The following is a 15,739-nucleotide window of genomic DNA, read 5'->3' on the forward strand; positions in this document are numbered from 1 at the left end:
GGTCAGTGTCACCCCACGAAAGAGCCCGCATGGCGAGGGTGGTCGCCACGCGGGGGATGGGACATGCTGCGCCCCTTCCGGAGGCGTCCTTGGAGCTACGCCGCGCGACCCCAGCCGAGCATCCGCTGCTGCGCAACCTGTACCCGCTCTATCTGCACGACTTGAGCGAGTTCGGGGTCGGCTACCGCCTGGACGAGCAGGGCCACTGGGCACCCAACTACCTGCCGACGTGGCTGGCGCCGTCGTCGGAGGTCCACCCGCTGCTCCTGCGCTGGGAGGGCCGCACGGTGGGCTTCGCCTTCGTGGCCCAGGCGCCCTTCCCGTACATGACGCCGGGGCGCGACTTCCGGATGAGCGAGTTCTTCATCCTGCGCGGCGAGCGGGGCTACGGCCTGGGCCGGCGCGCCGCCGTCGCCGTGTTCGAGCGCTTCCGCGGGCTGTGGGAGGTGTCCCAGCTGCCCGCCAACCACGCGGCCACGTCCTTCTGGCGCAAGGTCATCCGCGAGTACACGCAGGGGCGGTTCGAGGACACCTTCGTGGACGACTCGCCCGCGCAGATGTTCGACAACCGCGAGCTGCCGCCGCGCTCCGGACGCTGAAGCGCGGGCGCTACGGCTTGGGCTTCGCCTCGGGCGCCGGCGTGGCGGGAGCGGGCTCCTTCGCGGCGGGCTGGGCCTGGGAGCAGGAGGTGATGGCGCCCGACGGGTCGATGGCGTCGCCCCCCGCGTCCACCTTGAGCACCTTGCGCCCCTCGCCCACGACGAAGGTGTAGCGCTTGGACACCGTCACCAGGGGCATCTTCACGTCGTAGGACTCGACGACCTTGCCCTCCGGGTCGGGGATGAAGGGGAACGGCGCCGCGAGCTCCGCCTTGAAGCGCTTGAGCGTCTCCGCGTCGTCCGTGCTGAAGGCGAGCACGCGCCCCTGCAGCTTCTCGATTTCGGCGTGCCGGGCGGTGAAGGCCTTGAGCTGTTTGGTGCACCCGCCCGTGAAGGCCTTGGGGAAGAAGGCGACGATGACGGGGCCCTGCTTCACCATCTCCGACAGGATGTAGACCTTGCCGTCGGTGTCCTTCACCGTGAAGTCCGGGGCGGTGTCCCCCACGGCGGGGATGGCGGCGCTGAGCAGGCCTGCGAGCAGTATGGGAGCGAGCATGCCTCGGATAAGAGCGGACCCGTCACTCCCGGGCAAGCGACCCCGAGGGCCTACGTCGTCTCACCCATCCGGGCCCACACCGCCGCCGCGGCCTCGCGCGCCTGCTCCGCCACCACCGAGGGGTTCACCGACAAGGGCCGGCGCGCCCACATGCGCCACACCCCGTCCACCATCACCGCCTCCACGTGGCGGCTGCCCAGGCCGAACACCACGTGCCACGCCAGGTTCTCCGCCGTCAGCGGCGTGGCGGGCAGGTAGTCGAGCACCAGCAGGTCCGCGAGCGCGCCCTCGCGCATGGAGCCCATGGGCACGCCGAAGTGCGCGGACGCCAGCCGGTGGCCGTTGGCCAGGTAGCGCAGCACGTCGATGACCTGCCCCGCCTCGCGCGAGCGCAGGTACGCCGCCTGGGCCTCCGCGAAGAGGTCCGCGGACACGCCATCCGCGCCCAGCGTGGCGCGCGCGCCGAACTTCAGCGCCGGCGCGTAGCCCACCTCCAGGCCCTGGTTGGCGCGCGGCGTGTGCACCATCCACGCGCCCGTCGCAATCACCTGCGCCAGGTCCGCCCACGCCAGGTGCCCCACGTGCGCCAGCTGGCTGCGCGGCGACAACAGCCCCGCGGCCAGGAGCCGGGGCACCGGCGAGTCACCGTGTCGCTCGTTGGAGAGTCGCTCGTCGAGCGGGTCCTCGGCCAGGGGGAGGTGCAGGCCGGTGTTGGCGGTCTTCACAGCCTCGGTCAGTCCCTGGAGCGCGTCGGGGCCCAGCGTGAAGCAGGGGCCCGCGCCCACCTGTCCGCGGAAGCGACCCTGCGCCTTCTGCGCGAAGCCCACCGTCTCCTCCAGGCCCTCCTCGCGGCCCACCGCGCCGTTGCGGTCCGACACGGCGTAGGCCAGCACGCCGCGCACGCCGACCTCGTGGAGTCCGCGCGCCAGGCGCACCAGCGAGCCGGAGACCGCGCTCGGGGAGGAGTGGAGGTTGACCACCGTGGTGGTGCCGCACTGGAGCGCCTCCAGGCCGCCCGCGCAGGCGGCGACCTGGACGGCGTCCAGGTCCAGCGCGTCCTCGTAGGGCCAGAGCACCTTCTCCAGGCTGTCCTGGTACGTCTCCATCGCCTTGCGCGGCATGCCCCGTCCGAGCACGGCGTGCAGCCGGTGGTGCGCGCTCACCAGGCCCGGGAAGACGAGCTTGCCGGAGAGGGCCACCACCTCGTCGTCCGGCTGGGACGCCAGGTCCGGCCCTCGCGCGACGATGCGCTCGCCCTCGATGCGCAGGTCCACGCGCTCCACCACCGCGGGCTCCAACTCGACGACGTAACCACCCTTGAGGACGGTTCCCAACATCCCTCCGAACGAAGAACGAAGCGCGGCAGCGGGCCCGGACGTTAGCACTCTCACTCCCTCATCGCGCGAGCGAGCAGATGGGGCGCCCACACCCCGCGTAAGGCACACCGCACCACCCGCGACGTCGGACGTGGTGGCCCTCATTGATCTCGGGGTCCGTCACACCCCGGCGCACACCTCGAGGTGGGAGCGGAGATGAAGGCGCGTCGCACGAACACACCAGGGCACATGGTTCGCGCCGCCGGGCATCGCGCCCTCCAGGCTTGGTCGAGCTTCGTCCTGACGAGACGGGGCCCCTGTCGAGCGTCGCATCGCCCACCTCGTTCGAGCCTCACCCACCCATCGGCGCTCCGGTGGCGAGCCCCAAGTGATGAGTGCCTCTCGGTGGGGCATGCCTCTCCGACGAGGTGGGCCCCCGCGGAGCGCCTCCTCCGACAGCGAGCTCCGCCCAGGCCCTGCGGGCCAGCCTCGCCCGGAAGAACGAGCGCTCCCATGCGACGAGGCGGGGCCCTGGACTGGCACGTGTCGGCAGATCGCCGCCCAGGCGCTCACGAGGCCCGAGCCCAGGTCACCGATGGACACCGTGCCGACGCGCACGAACGTCGTGGAGAGGACGTGTCCCGCGAGGCCCTCGCCACGTGGAAACCCCGTGCTCCCACGCGGACCGCGTCAGCCTCCAGGACAGGAGCGCCGGGCGAGCGGGCCCGGACGAGACCGAGCGGGCATGCCCCCTCGAACTTCTGAGGGGGCACGAAGACAGGCTCTCCACATAGACTGGCGCCATCTTGGAGTCGGGTCCGAACACCTATTGGGTCGGTCGCTACCGTCTGTCCGCGCGCATCGCGACGGGCGGCATGGCGGAGGTCTACCTGGGGCGGCGCTTCGAGGATGATGGCCATCGCGGGCCCGCCGTCGCGGTGAAGCGGCTGATGCCCCACCTCGCCTCGGACCGGCGCGTGGTGCAGATGTTCCTCAACGAGGCGCGCATCACCGCGCAGGTGCGCCACCCCAACGTCGTCGCCATCCTCGAATTGGGCATGGAGGGCACCGAGCCCTTCATCGCGATGGAGCTGCTCGAGGGACGCTCGTTCGCGGAGCTGCGCCAGGAGGCCGCCGAGCGCGGCCAGCGCGTCCCCCTGGGCATCACCCTGCGCGTGCTCGTGGAGGCCTGCCGCGGCCTGGACGCCGCGCACCGGGCCGTGGACGAGGCGGGCCGGCCCCTGCGCATCGTCCACCGCGACTTCACGCCGGACAACATCCACGTCGGCGTCAACGGCGCGGTGAAGGTCATCGACTTCGGCATCGCCAAGGCGGACGCGCTCGGCGCGGGCACCGAGCCCGGCGTGCTCAAGGGCAAGTTCTTCTACATGTCGCCGGAGATGATTTCCGGCAAGCCCGTGGACCACCGCGCGGACCTCTTCGCCGCGGGCGTCATGTTGTACGAGCAACTGTGTGGCCGCAGGCCCTTCACCGGCATGACGGCCGAGGAGGTCCTGGGCCGCATCGCCGAGGGCCGCGTCCGCCCGCCCACCGGCTTCGACCCGTCCGTCCCCGGCGCGCTGGAGCTGGTGTGCCTCACCGCGCTCCAGAGGGACCCGGCCGCGCGCTTCGACAGCCTCGAGTCCTTCATCGACGCCATCGAGGCCATCGGCGGCCCCGCCGAGGTCGCCTCCGCGGAGGAGGTCGCCGCCTACGTCGACACCCTCTTCCCGCCGGAGAAGGACCCCAAGCGCCAGGCCCTCCGACGCGCGCGCATGGCGGACCCGTCCCACGGAGGCACGCCTCCGGGCCCGCGCCGCTACGAGCCCCACGTGGCCCCCCACGCCGCCATGACGGTGCCCACCGGCTGGCCCGTGCTGCCGGACGTGGGCGCCACGGTCCACGACGAGACCTTCCCCGAGCCCGCGCGCACGGCGACCGTCGAGCCCGTCGCTCCGCAGGTCGTGAAGCCCGCGCGCGTCCCCTCTCCGACGGACTCGACGCCGCCCACGCGCGGCACGCCTTCCGGCATCGGCGAGGGCGGACCCTCGCGCCGTGGGGGCTCGCGCGTGGCGGCCATCCTGGCCGGGGCGCTCGGGCTGGCGGCGCTCGGGGGCGGAGGTGTCTGGTACCTGAAGCGCGCGGAGGCGGCGCCCCAGGAGCGGCTGGCGAAGGCGACGGCCGCGGACACGGCGGCCGAGAAGAAGGCGCTGCTCTCCGGGCTGGGCACCGACGTGCGCGCCACGGCAGAGGAGCTGGCCCAGGCGGGCGCGCTGCTCGTCGACGCGGGGGCCTTCCCCGAGGTGGCCGAGCTGGCGGAGTCCTTCACCACGCGCTTCCCCAAGGAGCTGGAGGCGCACCTGCTCGCGGCCCGCGCGGCGACGGAGCTCAACCGCGGCAAGCGGGCCGAGCGCGCGTTGGATGAGGCGCTCGCGCTGGCGCCCAAGGATTTGCGCCCCGCGCTGATGCTGGCGGACCTGCGCGAGCGACAGGGCGACCTGCCGGGCGCGGTGGCGGCGCTGGCGAAGGCGTACGTGCTGAAGCCGGGCTCGCCGAAGGTGGCGCCCCGCTTCGGGCGGATGCTGTCGCAGAGCGGACGGCTGGACGAGGCGGCCTCGGTGCTGTCGGCCTGGACCCGCGAGCGGGACGACGCGGTCAGCCTGGCGGAGCTGGGCTTCGTGCGCTTCCGGCAGGAGCGCGTGGACGAGGCCGCGGCGCTGCTCAGGCGCGCGCTGCGCAAGGACGGCCGGCTGGCCGTGGCGCACTACTACCTGGGGGCCGTCCTCTTCCGACAGGGCGACAGCGCGGGGGCCGAGCGCGCCTATCGGGAGGCGGACAAGCTGGCGCCGGAGGACCCTCGGGCCCTGGCCGCACGTTGTCAGCTCCACGCTCACGGTGGCAACGCGGTGGCGGTGGCCGAGGTGAAGCGTACGCTGGAGGAACGATTCCCCGACCGCGCGACGCGGCTCGCGGCGGAGTGCCAGGCGGGGAATTAGCTTCCCCTCCATGCACCGCGGCCCCTTCCTGGCACTGCTCTTCCTGACGGCTCCCGGCTGTTCCTCGTCCCCCGACACCTTGCCGGAGCCCCAGGCGCCACCGGACGCGGGCACGCCCATGCCGGAGCCCCAGGTGCCGGACCGCGCAGCCTGCCAGGGACTGTCCGCGGGCCCCGGTACCCACGACTGGACAGTGACCCACGACGGACGGGAGCGCGCCTATCGGGTGCACGTGCCCCCGGGTTACGACGCCACCCGCCCCACGCCCACCGTGGTCGCCTTCCACGGCTATGGCTCCCACCCGGAGCAGCTGGAGCGGCAGACGGGGCTGTCCACGCTGGCCGACACCGAGGGCTTCCTCGTCGTGTACCCGCGCGGGCTCAGCGCCCAGGAGCTCAACGGCGGCCCGCCGCCTCCGCCGCAGGACAACACCCGGGGTTGGAACGGGGGCGCGTGCTGCGGCTCGTCCCAGCTATCCCAGGTGGACGACGTGGGCTTCGTGGACGCGATGATGGCGGACCTGGACACGCACGTGTGCGTGGACCCCCGGCGCACGTTCGCCACGGGTTTCTCCAACGGGGGCTTCTTCTCGTACCGGCTGGCCTGTGAGCGCGCGGGACGCTTCGCCGCCGTCGCCCCCGTGTCCGGCATGGCGCCCTCGAGCGGGTGCGCGCCGTCCCGGCCCGTGCCGGTGCTGCACATCCACGGCACGGAGGACACCGTCATCCTCTACGAGGGGGGCAGCAACATCCCCTTCGGTCGCCCCTACCCCTCCGCGCGGGACTCGGTGCGCGGCCAGGCGGAGCGCAACGGCTGCGGTGGGCCGGAGCAGCAGACGTATCAGCGGGGCAACAGCACCTGCGTGGCGTTCACCGGATGTGCTCCGGAGAGCGCCACCGCGTCGCTGTGCACCGTGCAGGGTGGAAACCACACGTGGCCCGGCAGCCCCGTCAGCTCGGGCAACCCCACACGCGACCTGGACGCCTCGCTCGAGGCCTGGCGCTTCTTCCAGGGCCGGCCGCGCCCCTGACGCACAGGAGACTTCTTCGTGAGCACACGCACGCTCGTCATCAACGCCGACGACCTGGGGCACGACCCCGCCATCACCCGAGGCATCCTCAAGGCCATGCGAGAGGGGGTCGTCTCCTCGGCCTCCCTCATGGTGAACACGCCCTACTCCGAGGCCGCGGCCCAGGAGTCGGGGGGCCTGTCACTGGGGCTGCACCTGGACCTGGCCCGGGGCCAGCCCGTGTGGAGCGAGTTCCCCCGCGAGTCGCTGGGCGCCCAGGGGCAGTTCACCGAGGGCCGCGCCGCCGGGCTGTCCGCGGAGGTGGTGGAGGCGGAGACCCGCGCCCAGTTGGAGCGCTTCACCCAGCTCACCGGACGCGCGCCGAAGCACATCGACGTGCACCGGCACCTGCACCTGCACGCCAATGTGCTGGAGGGCGTGGCCAAGGCCGCCAGGGACGCGAAGGTGCCGGTGCGCGCGCTCGACTCCATCATGCGCCACGCGCTGAAGAAGCTGGGCGTGCCCACGAACACGCACTTCGTCGGGGACACGAGCGATGACCCGTACTGGACGCTGGAGCGGCTGGAGGCGGAGCTGGTGGCGCTGCCCTCCGAGGGCGTCATCGAGCTGATGTGCCACCCGGGCTACCGCCCCGAGAAGGTGAAGAGCAGCTACGCCGCGCAGCGCGAGGTGGAGCTGGCCACGTTCGTGGACCCCAAGGCGAAGGAGGCCCTGTCGCGGCTGGGGCTCACGCCGGTGGACTTCGGCGTGCTCGCTCCCGCGAACTGAGGCCTTGCGGGGGCGGCCCCCTCGCCACTCGAGCGCTGGGGCCGCGAGATAGAGCTCCGGCGCGCGGGTGCCGCGAGGCCACGCGGCCCCTCAGCGGGCTCAGGCCCGGGTCAGCAGGCCCACCTGGGCCACTTCCTCGACGACGTGGGGCGCGGTCGCCGTCCTGCGCCGCTCCTGCGTCAGCACGTTGCGCACGCGCGCCACCAGCTCATCGGCGACGTACGGACGCGTGCACAGGGACGTCTCCTCCTGCGCCCACCACGGCCGGGCATCCCCGGCCAGCAGAATCGGCACCGGACGCGCGCGCGGCAGCGTGGCGAACGTCTCCAGGAACACCCCCGCCTGGCCATGCGTCGCGGAGGTGGACAGCACGATGAGGTCCACCGGCAGGTGCGTGGCCCGCCGGAGCGCCTCCGCCCCGTCCCTCGCCGTGAGCACCTCGAAGCCCTCCGCGCACAGCACGCGCTCGGCCATCGCCTCCTGCGCCGAGTCCTCGTCCAGGAGCAGCACCCGCCGGGGCAACATCTTCACCTCGTGCGCCGGCATGCGCGGCAGGCTCACGGTGAAGGTGCTCCCATGCCCCTCGGCGCTCGCCAGCGTCAGCGCGCCCCCGTGCAGCCTCGCGATGGAGTGGCTGATGAACAGCCCCAGCCCCAGGCCCCCGAAGTTGCGGTGCGACACGTTGCGCGCCCGGTAGAAGCGCTGGAACACCTGCGACTGGTCCGCGCCCGGAATCCCGATGCCGTGGTCCTGCACGTGGATGCGCGACTCGCTCGCCAGCTTCTCCACCCGCACCACAATCGGCTCCCCGGGCGGGCTGTACTTGTGCGCGTTCTCCAGCAGGTTCACCAACACCTGCTCCAGCCTGTCCCTGTCGCCTCGCACCCACACCCGCTCGCGAGGCACCTCCACGGCGAACGGGCGCTCGAAGGCCGCGCGGAAGTGGTCCACCACCTCCGCCACCAGCTGCCCCAGCTCCAGCGGGGCCAAATCCAGGGCCAGCCGACCCGCGTCCAGCCTCGACGCGTCCAGCAGGTCGTCCACCAGGCCCACCAGCCGCTCGACCTGGCGCTTGGACTTCAGCACCGTGGACAGCTCCAACGGCTGCCCCAGCGTGAGCCTTCGCTCCATCGTGTACAGGCCCAGCTTCAGCGGCGTGAGCGGCGTCTTCAGCTCGTGGCTCGCGATGGACATGAACTCCTCGCGCACCTGGAGCGCCGCCTTCGCCTCCCTCAGGAGCCGCGCGTTCTCCACCGCCACCGCGAGCTGGTTGGCCGCCGCCGTCCACAGCTCCAGCTCCCTCGCGGAGAAGGACGTGCCCTGCTCCTTGTAGAGCAGCAGGAGCCCCACCGTCCGACGCGGCGCGCACAGCGGCACCGCCGCGAAGATGGAGCCCAAGGAGTCCCCATACCCGCGCTGGATGCCCAGCTGCGCCTGGCGCAGGGTCAGCGCCTGGTGGAACGGGTCCTCCGACGGGTCGAACGAGTCCTCCGGCGACTCCGTCCCCGCCAGGTCCGACACCGCCGAGCGGCGCAGCTCCGTGCCGTCCTCCTCGCAGAGGTACACCTCCGCGCGGCGCACCTGGGCACACCTCACCAGCGCCACCACCGCGGCCGCGCAGACGCTGTCCACCTCCAGCGACTCGCCCACGGCGCGGGCAATCTCGCGCACCGCCAGCGAGAAGGCCCCGTCGTCATCCACGCCGGAGGGCTCCACCACCAGCCAGGCGCCGGGCACCTCCTCCTCGCGGCCCGGCTTCACCTGCACGCGCACCTGGTGCAGCTCGCGGGTGATGACGTGGCCGGTGTGGGCGCGGCCCTCGCGCACGGCCAGCTCGATGGCCTCCAGGCTCCGGCCCTGCTCCAGCGCGGACAGGAGGCTGTGGCCGGGACTCAGCGCCAGGCCCGTCTTGCGGGCGAAGCTCGCCTCACACCACTGGACGCACAGGTCGGGACCGACGCGCACCAGGGCCTGGGGGAGACACGAGAAGGCTTCTTCGACGTCAGGGGGAAGCGTCATGTGCTCGGGAAGGTGGCGGGGGCCTTCCCGGGATTATGAACCCCGCGGCGAAGGCGCAACCGAGGGCCCCCCCGCTTTCCCCGCTGGTGGACGGGTGCCGCGTTGAGGGCTCGACAGAACCCCCGGCGGGCCTCCCGAAAGGCCCCACTCCACGTCGTGGATGACACGTAGCGATGGTGTGCTAGACGACAGCGCCATGCCTTCGCAGCCGACCAAGGACCTTCAGACCTTCCCCAACCCGGCGCCCGAGCGCGACTACGAAATCGCGTTCGACGTCCCGGAGTTCACCTGCCTCTGCCCGCTCACGGGGCAGCCGGACTTCGCCCGGTTCAAGATCACGTACGTCCCCGACCAGAGCTGCATCGAGCTCAAGAGCCTGAAGCTCTACATGTGGGCGTACCGCAACGAGGGCGCCTTCCACGAGAAGGTCACCAACACCATCGCCGAGGACATCATCAAGGCCATCCAGCCGCGCAAGCTGACGGTGGTCGGTGACTGGTTCGTGCGCGGTGGCATCGGCACCATCGTCACCGTCACGCACGAGAAGAAGAAGGCGTAAGCACCCGGCGGGGTGGACGGTCGCCCCGAGGCGCCGTCCCTCCGGACGCGTGGGGCCTACTCCACCTTGTCGAAGATGGCGTCGGCCTTCTTGTTGAGGTCCGTCTCCACGCGATCAGCGGCCTTGTGCACGTTCTCCAGGCGCCGCGCGGCGGCGGCCTCGGGGTCCGTCCTGGCCGGCCGCTGCAGGACGTACCACGCGGCGGCGACGAGGACTCCAAAGCCCAGCACGAAGGTGACGATGCGTCCCATGACTGCCTCCTGTCCTCGTCAGCGCGTGAGCTGCTGGACGAGCGGCGCCCACTGCGCCTGGGTGAAGTAGAGCCCGGTGCCCGCGGCGGACGCCAGCGCCAGCGCGGCCAGCGCCCACTTGAGCTTGCCGCCGGAGCGCGTGCGCGAGGTGTCGAAGACCTCCGCCGCCGCGTCCAGCTCCTGGGGCCGCAAGAGCTGCTGCGCCTCCGTCTCGGTGAGCTTCTGGCGGTGGCGCAGGAAGGCGACGAGCAGCCCCGCGTGCGACACCTGGACCTCCTGGGCGAGGAACACGTCCAGCTCGCGGCGCATGGCGGCGGCGTCCGGGAAGCGGTCCTCGGGCTTCACCTCCATGGCGCGCTGGATGATGCGCACCAGGGGCGTGGGCACGTTGGGGGCCACCTTGCCCAGCGGCGTGTACTTGCCGTCGCGGATGCGCGCGAAGACCTCGCCCGCCGTCTTGCCGTGGAAGGGCCGGGCGCCGGAGAGGGCCTCGTAGAGCAGCACGCCCAGCGAGAAGATGTCGGTGCGGCCATCCAACGGCGCGCCCGTCACCTGCTCCGGGGACATGTACGACGGGGTGCCCACGGCCATGCCCGCCTGGGTGAGGGCCTCCAGGCCCACGTCCTTGGCGATGCCGAAGTCCATCAGCTTCACGTCGCCGGACTTGGTGAGCATGACGTTGGCGGGCTTCAGGTCGCGGTGGATGATGTGCCGGAAGTGCGCGTGGTCCAGCGCGCTGGCGATGCGCGCGGCGATGACGCCCGTGACGTCCGGGGGCAGCGGCCCTTCCTTGATGAGCGTGTGCAGGGTGGGCCCGTCCACCAGCTCCATCACCATGAACAGGCTGTCGTTCTTCTCCACCAGGTCGTAGAGCGTGACGATGTTCTGGTGGCGGAAGGCGGCCAGCGCGAGCGACTCCCGACGGAAGCGGGACAAGGTCTCGCGGTCTCGCTTGCCCTCGGGCAGCAATTCCTTGATGGCCACCTCGCGCTGAATCATCTCGTGGAGGCCGCGATACACGACGGCCATCCCACCTCGGCCCAGCTCTCCGAGCACTCGATACGCGCCAATCTTGCGATGACGCACGCTTCTTTCCGCGGCAGGCACGTGCGAAGGGTACAGAAGTGGACGCGCACCGTCGATGTCTCACGTGGCCGCTTCGACACCCGCCGGGTCCAGGTCCACAGGCCCCCGCTTTCCCCCTCGACACCATGACACTTCGTCTGCTCGCCCCCCTCCTCGCCCTCTGCATGTTCGGCGGCTGTATCGTCCACCGGGACGTGCACCACGACCACCGTCCGTCCAAGTCGAAGAAGTCCAAACACAACAGCAAGCAATGCCACCCGAGCCAGTACTGGGACGGCGACGAGTGCCGTCACAAGGGCAAGGGCAAGGGAGCACGCAAGCACGACGGGTGAAGTCCCCCGCTTCCACCCGGGGCCCGTCCCCCTCCGCCCGGGAGAGTTGTAGGGTGGCCGGGTGATGCGTCCCGAAGCCGCCGTCCTCCCGTCGCCCGTGCCCGCCCTCGTCCCCGGAGCGCTCGCTCCGGAGCGGGAGGATGAGCGGTGCACGCTGCTGGACGGCGGGACGGAGGCGTACCCCCGGATGCTGGAGGCCATCTCCTTCGCCCGGCACCGCATCCACCTGGAGGTCTACACCTTCGAGCGCGAGGGCGTGGGCGCGATCTTCGTGGACGCGCTCGTCGCCGCGGCGAAGCGGGGCGTGTCGGTGAAGGTGGTGGTGGACGGCTGGGGCAGCATCGGCAACAGCGCGTACCTCACCCAGACGCTGCGGGCCGCGGGCGCGAAGGTGCGGGTGTACAACCCGCTCACGTCGCTGTGCCTGGGGCGCTCGTGGCGCAACCACCGCAAGATTCTCCTCGTCGACGACACGGTGGCGTTCCTGGGTGGCATCAACATCGGGGATGCGTACGCGGCGAAGGGGGACGTGCCCGGGTGGGCGGACCTGGCCGTGGAGCTGCGAGGCGACATCTGCCGGCAGCTCGGCGAGAAGCTCACGGCGGGCGCGGCGGCGCTGTCGTCCGGGGCGGTGCGCCTGTTCCTGTCCGGCTTCGCGGGAGGCCACCGGCTGAGGAAGCGCTACCTGTCCGCCATCGACGGCGCGAAGCACGAGGTGCTGCTCGCCCACGCGTACTTCCTGCCCGACGCGGCCTTCGTGCGGGCGCTGACGCGCGCGGCGCGCCGGGGCGTGCGGGTGTCGCTGCTGCTCGCGGGCCGCAGCGACGTCATCTTCGCCAGGGCCGCCACCATGCGGCTGTACGGCACCTTCCTGCGCGCGGGCGTGAGCATCCACGAGTGGACCGCGTCCACGCTGCACGCCAAGGCGGCGGTGGTGGATGGGCAGACGCTGCTCGTGGGCAGCTTCAACCTGGACCCGCTCTCGCTCGTGAATCTGGAGACGCTGGTGGAGGCCGAGGAGCCCGGCGTGGCGGCGCAGGCGGCGCTGTGGCTGGAGAAGCACGTGGCGATGTCCCGGCACGTGCTGCTCGAGCAATGCGGCCGCTCGGGGCTGCAGCGGTGGCTGCTGGACGTCGTGGGCCTGGCGGTGGCGCGCTTCGCGGAGCGCTTCGCCAGCTTCATCGGCCGGCGTCGCAAGCGCTGAAGCCCCCTGGCGTCACGTGGACGTCACACGGGCAGTGGGGAGCGCTCCGCCGAGTGGTCGCTCCCGTCGATGACGTGCTGCGCGGGGCGTCCGGGGGCTCTACACTGCGCTGACGCCCGACCATGCCAAGACGCCACCCCCTCCAGCCCGTACTCGCCGCCATCGACGTGGGGACGAACGCCGTCCGCTTGGAGCTCGCCCGGCCGGATGCCGACGGGGCGCTCGAGACGCTGCACCAGGAGCGAGATCCCATCCGTCCCGGTGAGGGCGTCTTCGCCACGGGCACCATGCCGGAGGCCACCGCCCAGCGGCTGCTCTCCACGCTGCGCCGGTACTCAGCGCTGTGCCGCCGTCACAAGGCGCAGGTGCGCGCGGTGGCCACCAGCGCCCTGCGCGAGGCGCGCAACGCCCCGGACATCGTCCGCCGCGTGCGCGAGGAGTCGGGGCTCAACCTGGAGGTCGTCAGCGGCAAGGAGGAGGCGCGCCTCATCTGCCTGGGCGTGCTGCACCGCAAGCCGCCGGGCACCCGCTCGCTGCTCATCGACATCGGCGGGGGCAGCACGGAGGTGGCCACCGCCGTGGGCGAGCGGCCCGACAACCTGTGGAGCCTGGGGCTGGGCTCGGTGCGGCTCACGGAGGTGTTCGACGCGTCGCGCACGGTGACGACGAAGCAGCTGCGCCTGATGCGCGGCTTCGTGTCGGAGGTGCTGGGCAAGACGCTGCCGCCCAAGCTGCCGCACCTGCCCCGAGTGGCGCTCGGCTCGTCGGGCACCATCAACGCGGTGGTGTCCTTCGCCTCGGCGGAGAACAGCGGCAACGCCACCGTGCGCCAGCTCACGCAGACGGTGGAGGCGCTGGCGCAGATGCCGGTGGAGCGGCGCAGGAAGCGCTTCGACCCCAAGCGCGCGGACATCATCGTCTCCGGCGCCGTCATCCTCGAGGGCGTGGCGAAGTACCTGGGCATCGAGTCGGTCAGCGTCGTCAACCGAGGCCTGCGCGACGGCATCCTGGTGGACCTGCTCTACCGCCAGGAGGCGCACCACCCGCCGGATGACCACAGCCTGTCCGACGCGGCCATCGCCATGGGCCAGCGCTTCTTCTTCGACGAGAAGCACGCGAAGCAGGTGACGCGGCTGGCGCTGAGGCTCTTCGACGACCTGGCCGCCCTGCACCAGCTGCCGCTGTCGGTGCGCCCGTATCTGGAGACGGCCGCGCTGCTGCACGACATCGGCCACGCGGTGAACTACGAGCGGCACCACAAGCACACGTACTACCTCATCCGGCACGCGGACATCCCGGGCCTGTCGGACCGCGAGCGGGAGCTGGTGGCCCGTGTGGCGCGCTACCACCGCAGGAGCCCTCCGGAGCTGGCGCACTCGGGCATGGCGGGGCTGACGCCCACCGAGGCCCGCACCGTGCGCAAGCTCGCCACCCTGCTGCGCGTGGCCAACTCGCTGGACCACAGCCACCACCAGCCCATCAAGGACTTCCGCGCCACCAACGGCCGTGACGGCGTGGCGCTGCACCTGCACGCGCGTCAGCCGGTGGACCTGGAGCTGTGGAACGCGGAGCGCGAGGTGGTGCCCTTCCGCCGCGTCTTCGGCCGCAAGCTCACCTTCCACGTGCACCACACCGCGGGACGCTGACGCACGGCCCCCCGGCTGCTGGCCGGAAGAGGAGGCTGTGCGCGCTTTGCTCCCACCCGGACGGATGCCCACGCTGCAAGGCGTGTGGGTCCGTCCGCGGGCGGGCCCTTTCGTCTTTCCAGACACGGGCCCCCGGCGGGGGAAGGAGCAGTCCGATGAAGGCCATCGTATTCCATGGGATTGGGGACATCCGGCTCGACGACGTGGAGGAGCCCCGGCTGGAGAAGCCCACGGACGCCATCGTCAAGCTGTCGGCGAGCGCCATCTGTGGCACGGACCTGCACATGATTCGCGGGACGATGCCGGGGATGAAGCCGGGCACCATCCTGGGCCACGAGGGCGTGGGCTACATCGAGGCGCTCGGCGACGACGTGCGCAACTTCAACGTGGGCGACCGCGTGGTCATCCCGTCCACCATCGCCTGCGGCAACTGCGTGTACTGCCGCGCGGGCTACCATTCGCAGTGCAACGACGCGAACCCCAACGGCGCCGCCGCGGGCACGGCCTTCTTCGGAGGCCCCGCGCCGACGGGCCCCTTCCACGGCATGCAGGCGGAGAAGGTGCGCGTGCCCTTCGCCAACGCGGGGCTGGTGCGGATTCCGGACGGCGTCACCGACGAGCAGGCCATCCTCGTCTCCGACATCTTCCCGACGGGCTACTTCGGCGCGGAGCTGGCGGAAATCAAGCCGGGCGACACCGTGGCGGTGTTCGGCTGCGGCCCGGTGGGGTTGTTCGCCATCGTCAGCGCGAAGCTCCTCGGCGCCGGCCGCGTCTTCGCCATCGACTGCCACGAGGACCGGCTGGACCTGGCGCGGGCGCAGGGCGCGGAGGTCATCAACTTCGATGAAGAGGAGCCGGTGGCGACGCTCTTGCGCCTGACGAACGGCATCGGCGTGGACCGGGCCATCGACGCGGTGGGCGTGGACGCGGTGCACGCGCACGCGGGCCCCGCGGCGAAGGAGGCCCACGCGCAGAAGGCGGAGCACAAGCGCGAGGTGAAGGAGGCCGCGCCCAAGACGAACCCGGACGGCGACAACTGGGTGCCCGGCGACGCGCCCGCGCAGGTGCTCCAGTGGGCAGTGGAGGGCCTGGCCAAGGCGGGCACCCTGTCCATCATCGGCGTCTACCCGCAGCAGGTGCGCACGTTCCCCATCGGCGCGGCGATGAACAAGAACCTCACCCTGCGCATGGGCAACTGCAACCACCGCAAGTACATCCCCCGGCTGCTGGAGCTGGTGCGCACCGGCGAGGTGGACCCCACGGCCATCCTCTCGCACGTGGAGCCCATGGCCAGCGCGCTGGACGCCTACCGCAACTTCGACCTGCGCAAGCCCGGCTGGGTGAAGGTGGAGCTGGAGCCCTCGCAGCTCCAGTGAG

General features: G+C 71.8%; 14 protein-coding genes. 9 read left to right on the plus strand and 5 right to left on the minus strand.

The features are described from left to right. Positions 1–89 precede the first annotated feature (89 nt). Positions 90–599, plus strand: a complete 510-nt coding sequence (locus K8625_RS09600; RefSeq protein WP_046716146.1) for a GNAT family N-acetyltransferase — start codon at positions 90–92, stop codon at positions 597–599. Positions 600–609: 10 nt separating this feature from the next. Here the strand turns inward: K8625_RS09600 and K8625_RS09605 are convergent, their stop codons facing one another. Further along, the gene (locus K8625_RS09605; protein ID WP_223782514.1) at positions 610–1,155 is read right to left on the minus strand and encodes a peroxiredoxin; all 546 of its coding nucleotides are present in this window, start codon (positions 1,153–1,155) and stop codon (positions 610–612) included. Between the two features lie 50 nt (positions 1,156–1,205). Continuing rightward, entirely contained in the window at positions 1,206–2,489 is a 1,284-nt protein-coding gene (locus tag K8625_RS09610; protein WP_223782898.1) for an amidohydrolase family protein, read from the minus strand. A gap of 857 nt (positions 2,490–3,346) precedes the next feature. Here K8625_RS09610 and K8625_RS09615 point away from each other — a divergent pair. Genes K8625_RS09615 through K8625_RS09625 form a run of 3 tightly spaced genes read left to right on the plus strand, consistent with a single transcriptional unit; the run spans position 3,347 to position 7,265 of the window. Continuing rightward, positions 3,347–5,467 (plus strand): protein kinase, encoded by a 2,121-nt coding sequence (locus K8625_RS09615; RefSeq protein WP_370640339.1) that lies wholly within the window; start codon positions 3,347–3,349, stop codon positions 5,465–5,467. Positions 5,468–5,477: 10 nt separating this feature from the next. Beyond that, positions 5,478–6,497 (plus strand): PHB depolymerase family esterase, encoded by a 1,020-nt coding sequence (locus K8625_RS09620; RefSeq protein ID WP_223747183.1) that lies wholly within the window; start codon positions 5,478–5,480, stop codon positions 6,495–6,497. Between the two features lie 18 nt (positions 6,498–6,515). Then, entirely contained in the window at positions 6,516–7,265 is a 750-nt protein-coding gene (locus tag K8625_RS09625) for a carbohydrate deacetylase (RefSeq protein WP_223747182.1), read from the plus strand. Positions 7,266–7,364: 99 nt separating this feature from the next. On the opposite strand, the gene K8625_RS09630 is transcribed toward K8625_RS09625, so the two are convergent. Next, on the minus strand, positions 7,365–9,284 hold the full coding sequence (locus K8625_RS09630; RefSeq protein WP_223747181.1) for a hybrid sensor histidine kinase/response regulator: 1,920 nt from the start codon (positions 9,282–9,284) through the stop codon (positions 7,365–7,367). A 196-nt stretch (positions 9,285–9,480) separates the two neighbouring features. On the opposite strand from K8625_RS09630, the gene queF reads away from it, so the two are divergent. Continuing rightward, positions 9,481–9,843, plus strand: a complete 363-nt coding sequence (queF, locus tag K8625_RS09635) for a preQ(1) synthase (RefSeq protein WP_141325292.1) — start codon at positions 9,481–9,483, stop codon at positions 9,841–9,843. 56 nt (positions 9,844–9,899) lie between these two features. On the opposite strand, the gene K8625_RS09640 is transcribed toward queF, so the two are convergent. Beyond that, positions 9,900–10,094, minus strand: coding sequence for a hypothetical protein (locus K8625_RS09640; protein ID WP_141325293.1), 195 nt, complete (start codon positions 10,092–10,094; stop codon positions 9,900–9,902). An 18-nt stretch (positions 10,095–10,112) separates the two neighbouring features. Beyond that, positions 10,113–11,123 carry a serine/threonine-protein kinase gene (locus K8625_RS09645; RefSeq protein ID WP_370641910.1) on the minus strand — a complete coding sequence of 337 codons (1,011 nt, stop codon included), beginning with the start codon at positions 11,121–11,123 and terminating at the stop codon, positions 10,113–10,115. Between the two features lie 182 nt (positions 11,124–11,305). On the opposite strand from K8625_RS09645, the gene K8625_RS09650 reads away from it, so the two are divergent. From K8625_RS09650 to K8625_RS09665, 4 genes are all read left to right on the plus strand, one after another. Continuing rightward, positions 11,306–11,512, plus strand: coding sequence for a hypothetical protein (locus K8625_RS09650; protein ID WP_223747179.1), 207 nt, complete (start codon positions 11,306–11,308; stop codon positions 11,510–11,512). A 64-nt stretch (positions 11,513–11,576) separates the two neighbouring features. Continuing rightward, on the plus strand, positions 11,577–12,716 hold the full coding sequence (locus tag K8625_RS09655) for a phosphatidylserine/phosphatidylglycerophosphate/cardiolipin synthase family protein (RefSeq protein WP_223782516.1): 1,140 nt from the start codon (positions 11,577–11,579) through the stop codon (positions 12,714–12,716). A 122-nt stretch (positions 12,717–12,838) separates the two neighbouring features. After that, positions 12,839–14,362 carry a Ppx/GppA phosphatase family protein gene (locus K8625_RS09660; protein WP_223782517.1) on the plus strand — a complete coding sequence of 508 codons (1,524 nt, stop codon included), beginning with the start codon at positions 12,839–12,841 and terminating at the stop codon, positions 14,360–14,362. Positions 14,363–14,517: 155 nt separating this feature from the next. Beyond that, complete coding sequence (locus K8625_RS09665) at positions 14,518–15,738, plus strand: zinc-dependent alcohol dehydrogenase (protein WP_223782518.1); 1,221 nt, start codon at positions 14,518–14,520, stop codon at positions 15,736–15,738. Position 15,739: the final 1 nt, after the last annotated feature.

Origin of the sequence: Myxococcus sp. AS-1-15, assembly GCF_020037055.1 — a bacterium.
In the GTDB taxonomy this organism is placed as follows: domain Bacteria; phylum Myxococcota; class Myxococcia; order Myxococcales; family Myxococcaceae; genus Myxococcus; species Myxococcus fulvus.

Coding starts and splice junctions, on each gene's coding strand:
- K8625_RS09615 (WP_370640339.1), top strand. CDS start 3,347: ATGGCGGAGGTCTACCTGGGGCGGCGCTTCGAGGATGATGGCCATCGC.
- K8625_RS09655 (WP_223782516.1), top strand. CDS start 11,577: ATGCGTCCCGAAGCCGCCGTCCTCCCGTCGCCCGTGCCCGCCCTCGTC.
- K8625_RS09650 (WP_223747179.1), top strand. CDS start 11,306: ATGACACTTCGTCTGCTCGCCCCCCTCCTCGCCCTCTGCATGTTCGGC.
- K8625_RS09630 (WP_223747181.1), bottom strand. CDS start 9,284: ATGACGCTTCCCCCTGACGTCGAAGAAGCCTTCTCGTGTCTCCCCCAG.
- K8625_RS09605 (WP_223782514.1), bottom strand. CDS start 1,155: ATGCTCGCTCCCATACTGCTCGCAGGCCTGCTCAGCGCCGCCATCCCC.
- K8625_RS09640 (WP_141325293.1), bottom strand. CDS start 10,094: ATGGGACGCATCGTCACCTTCGTGCTGGGCTTTGGAGTCCTCGTCGCC.
- K8625_RS09645 (WP_370641910.1), bottom strand. CDS start 11,123: ATGGCCGTCGTGTATCGCGGCCTCCACGAGATGATTCAGCGCGAGGTG.
- K8625_RS09660 (WP_223782517.1), top strand. CDS start 12,839: ATGCCAAGACGCCACCCCCTCCAGCCCGTACTCGCCGCCATCGACGTG.
- queF (WP_141325292.1), top strand. CDS start 9,481: ATGCCTTCGCAGCCGACCAAGGACCTTCAGACCTTCCCCAACCCGGCG.
- K8625_RS09620 (WP_223747183.1), top strand. CDS start 5,478: ATGCACCGCGGCCCCTTCCTGGCACTGCTCTTCCTGACGGCTCCCGGC.
- K8625_RS09665 (WP_223782518.1), top strand. CDS start 14,518: ATGAAGGCCATCGTATTCCATGGGATTGGGGACATCCGGCTCGACGAC.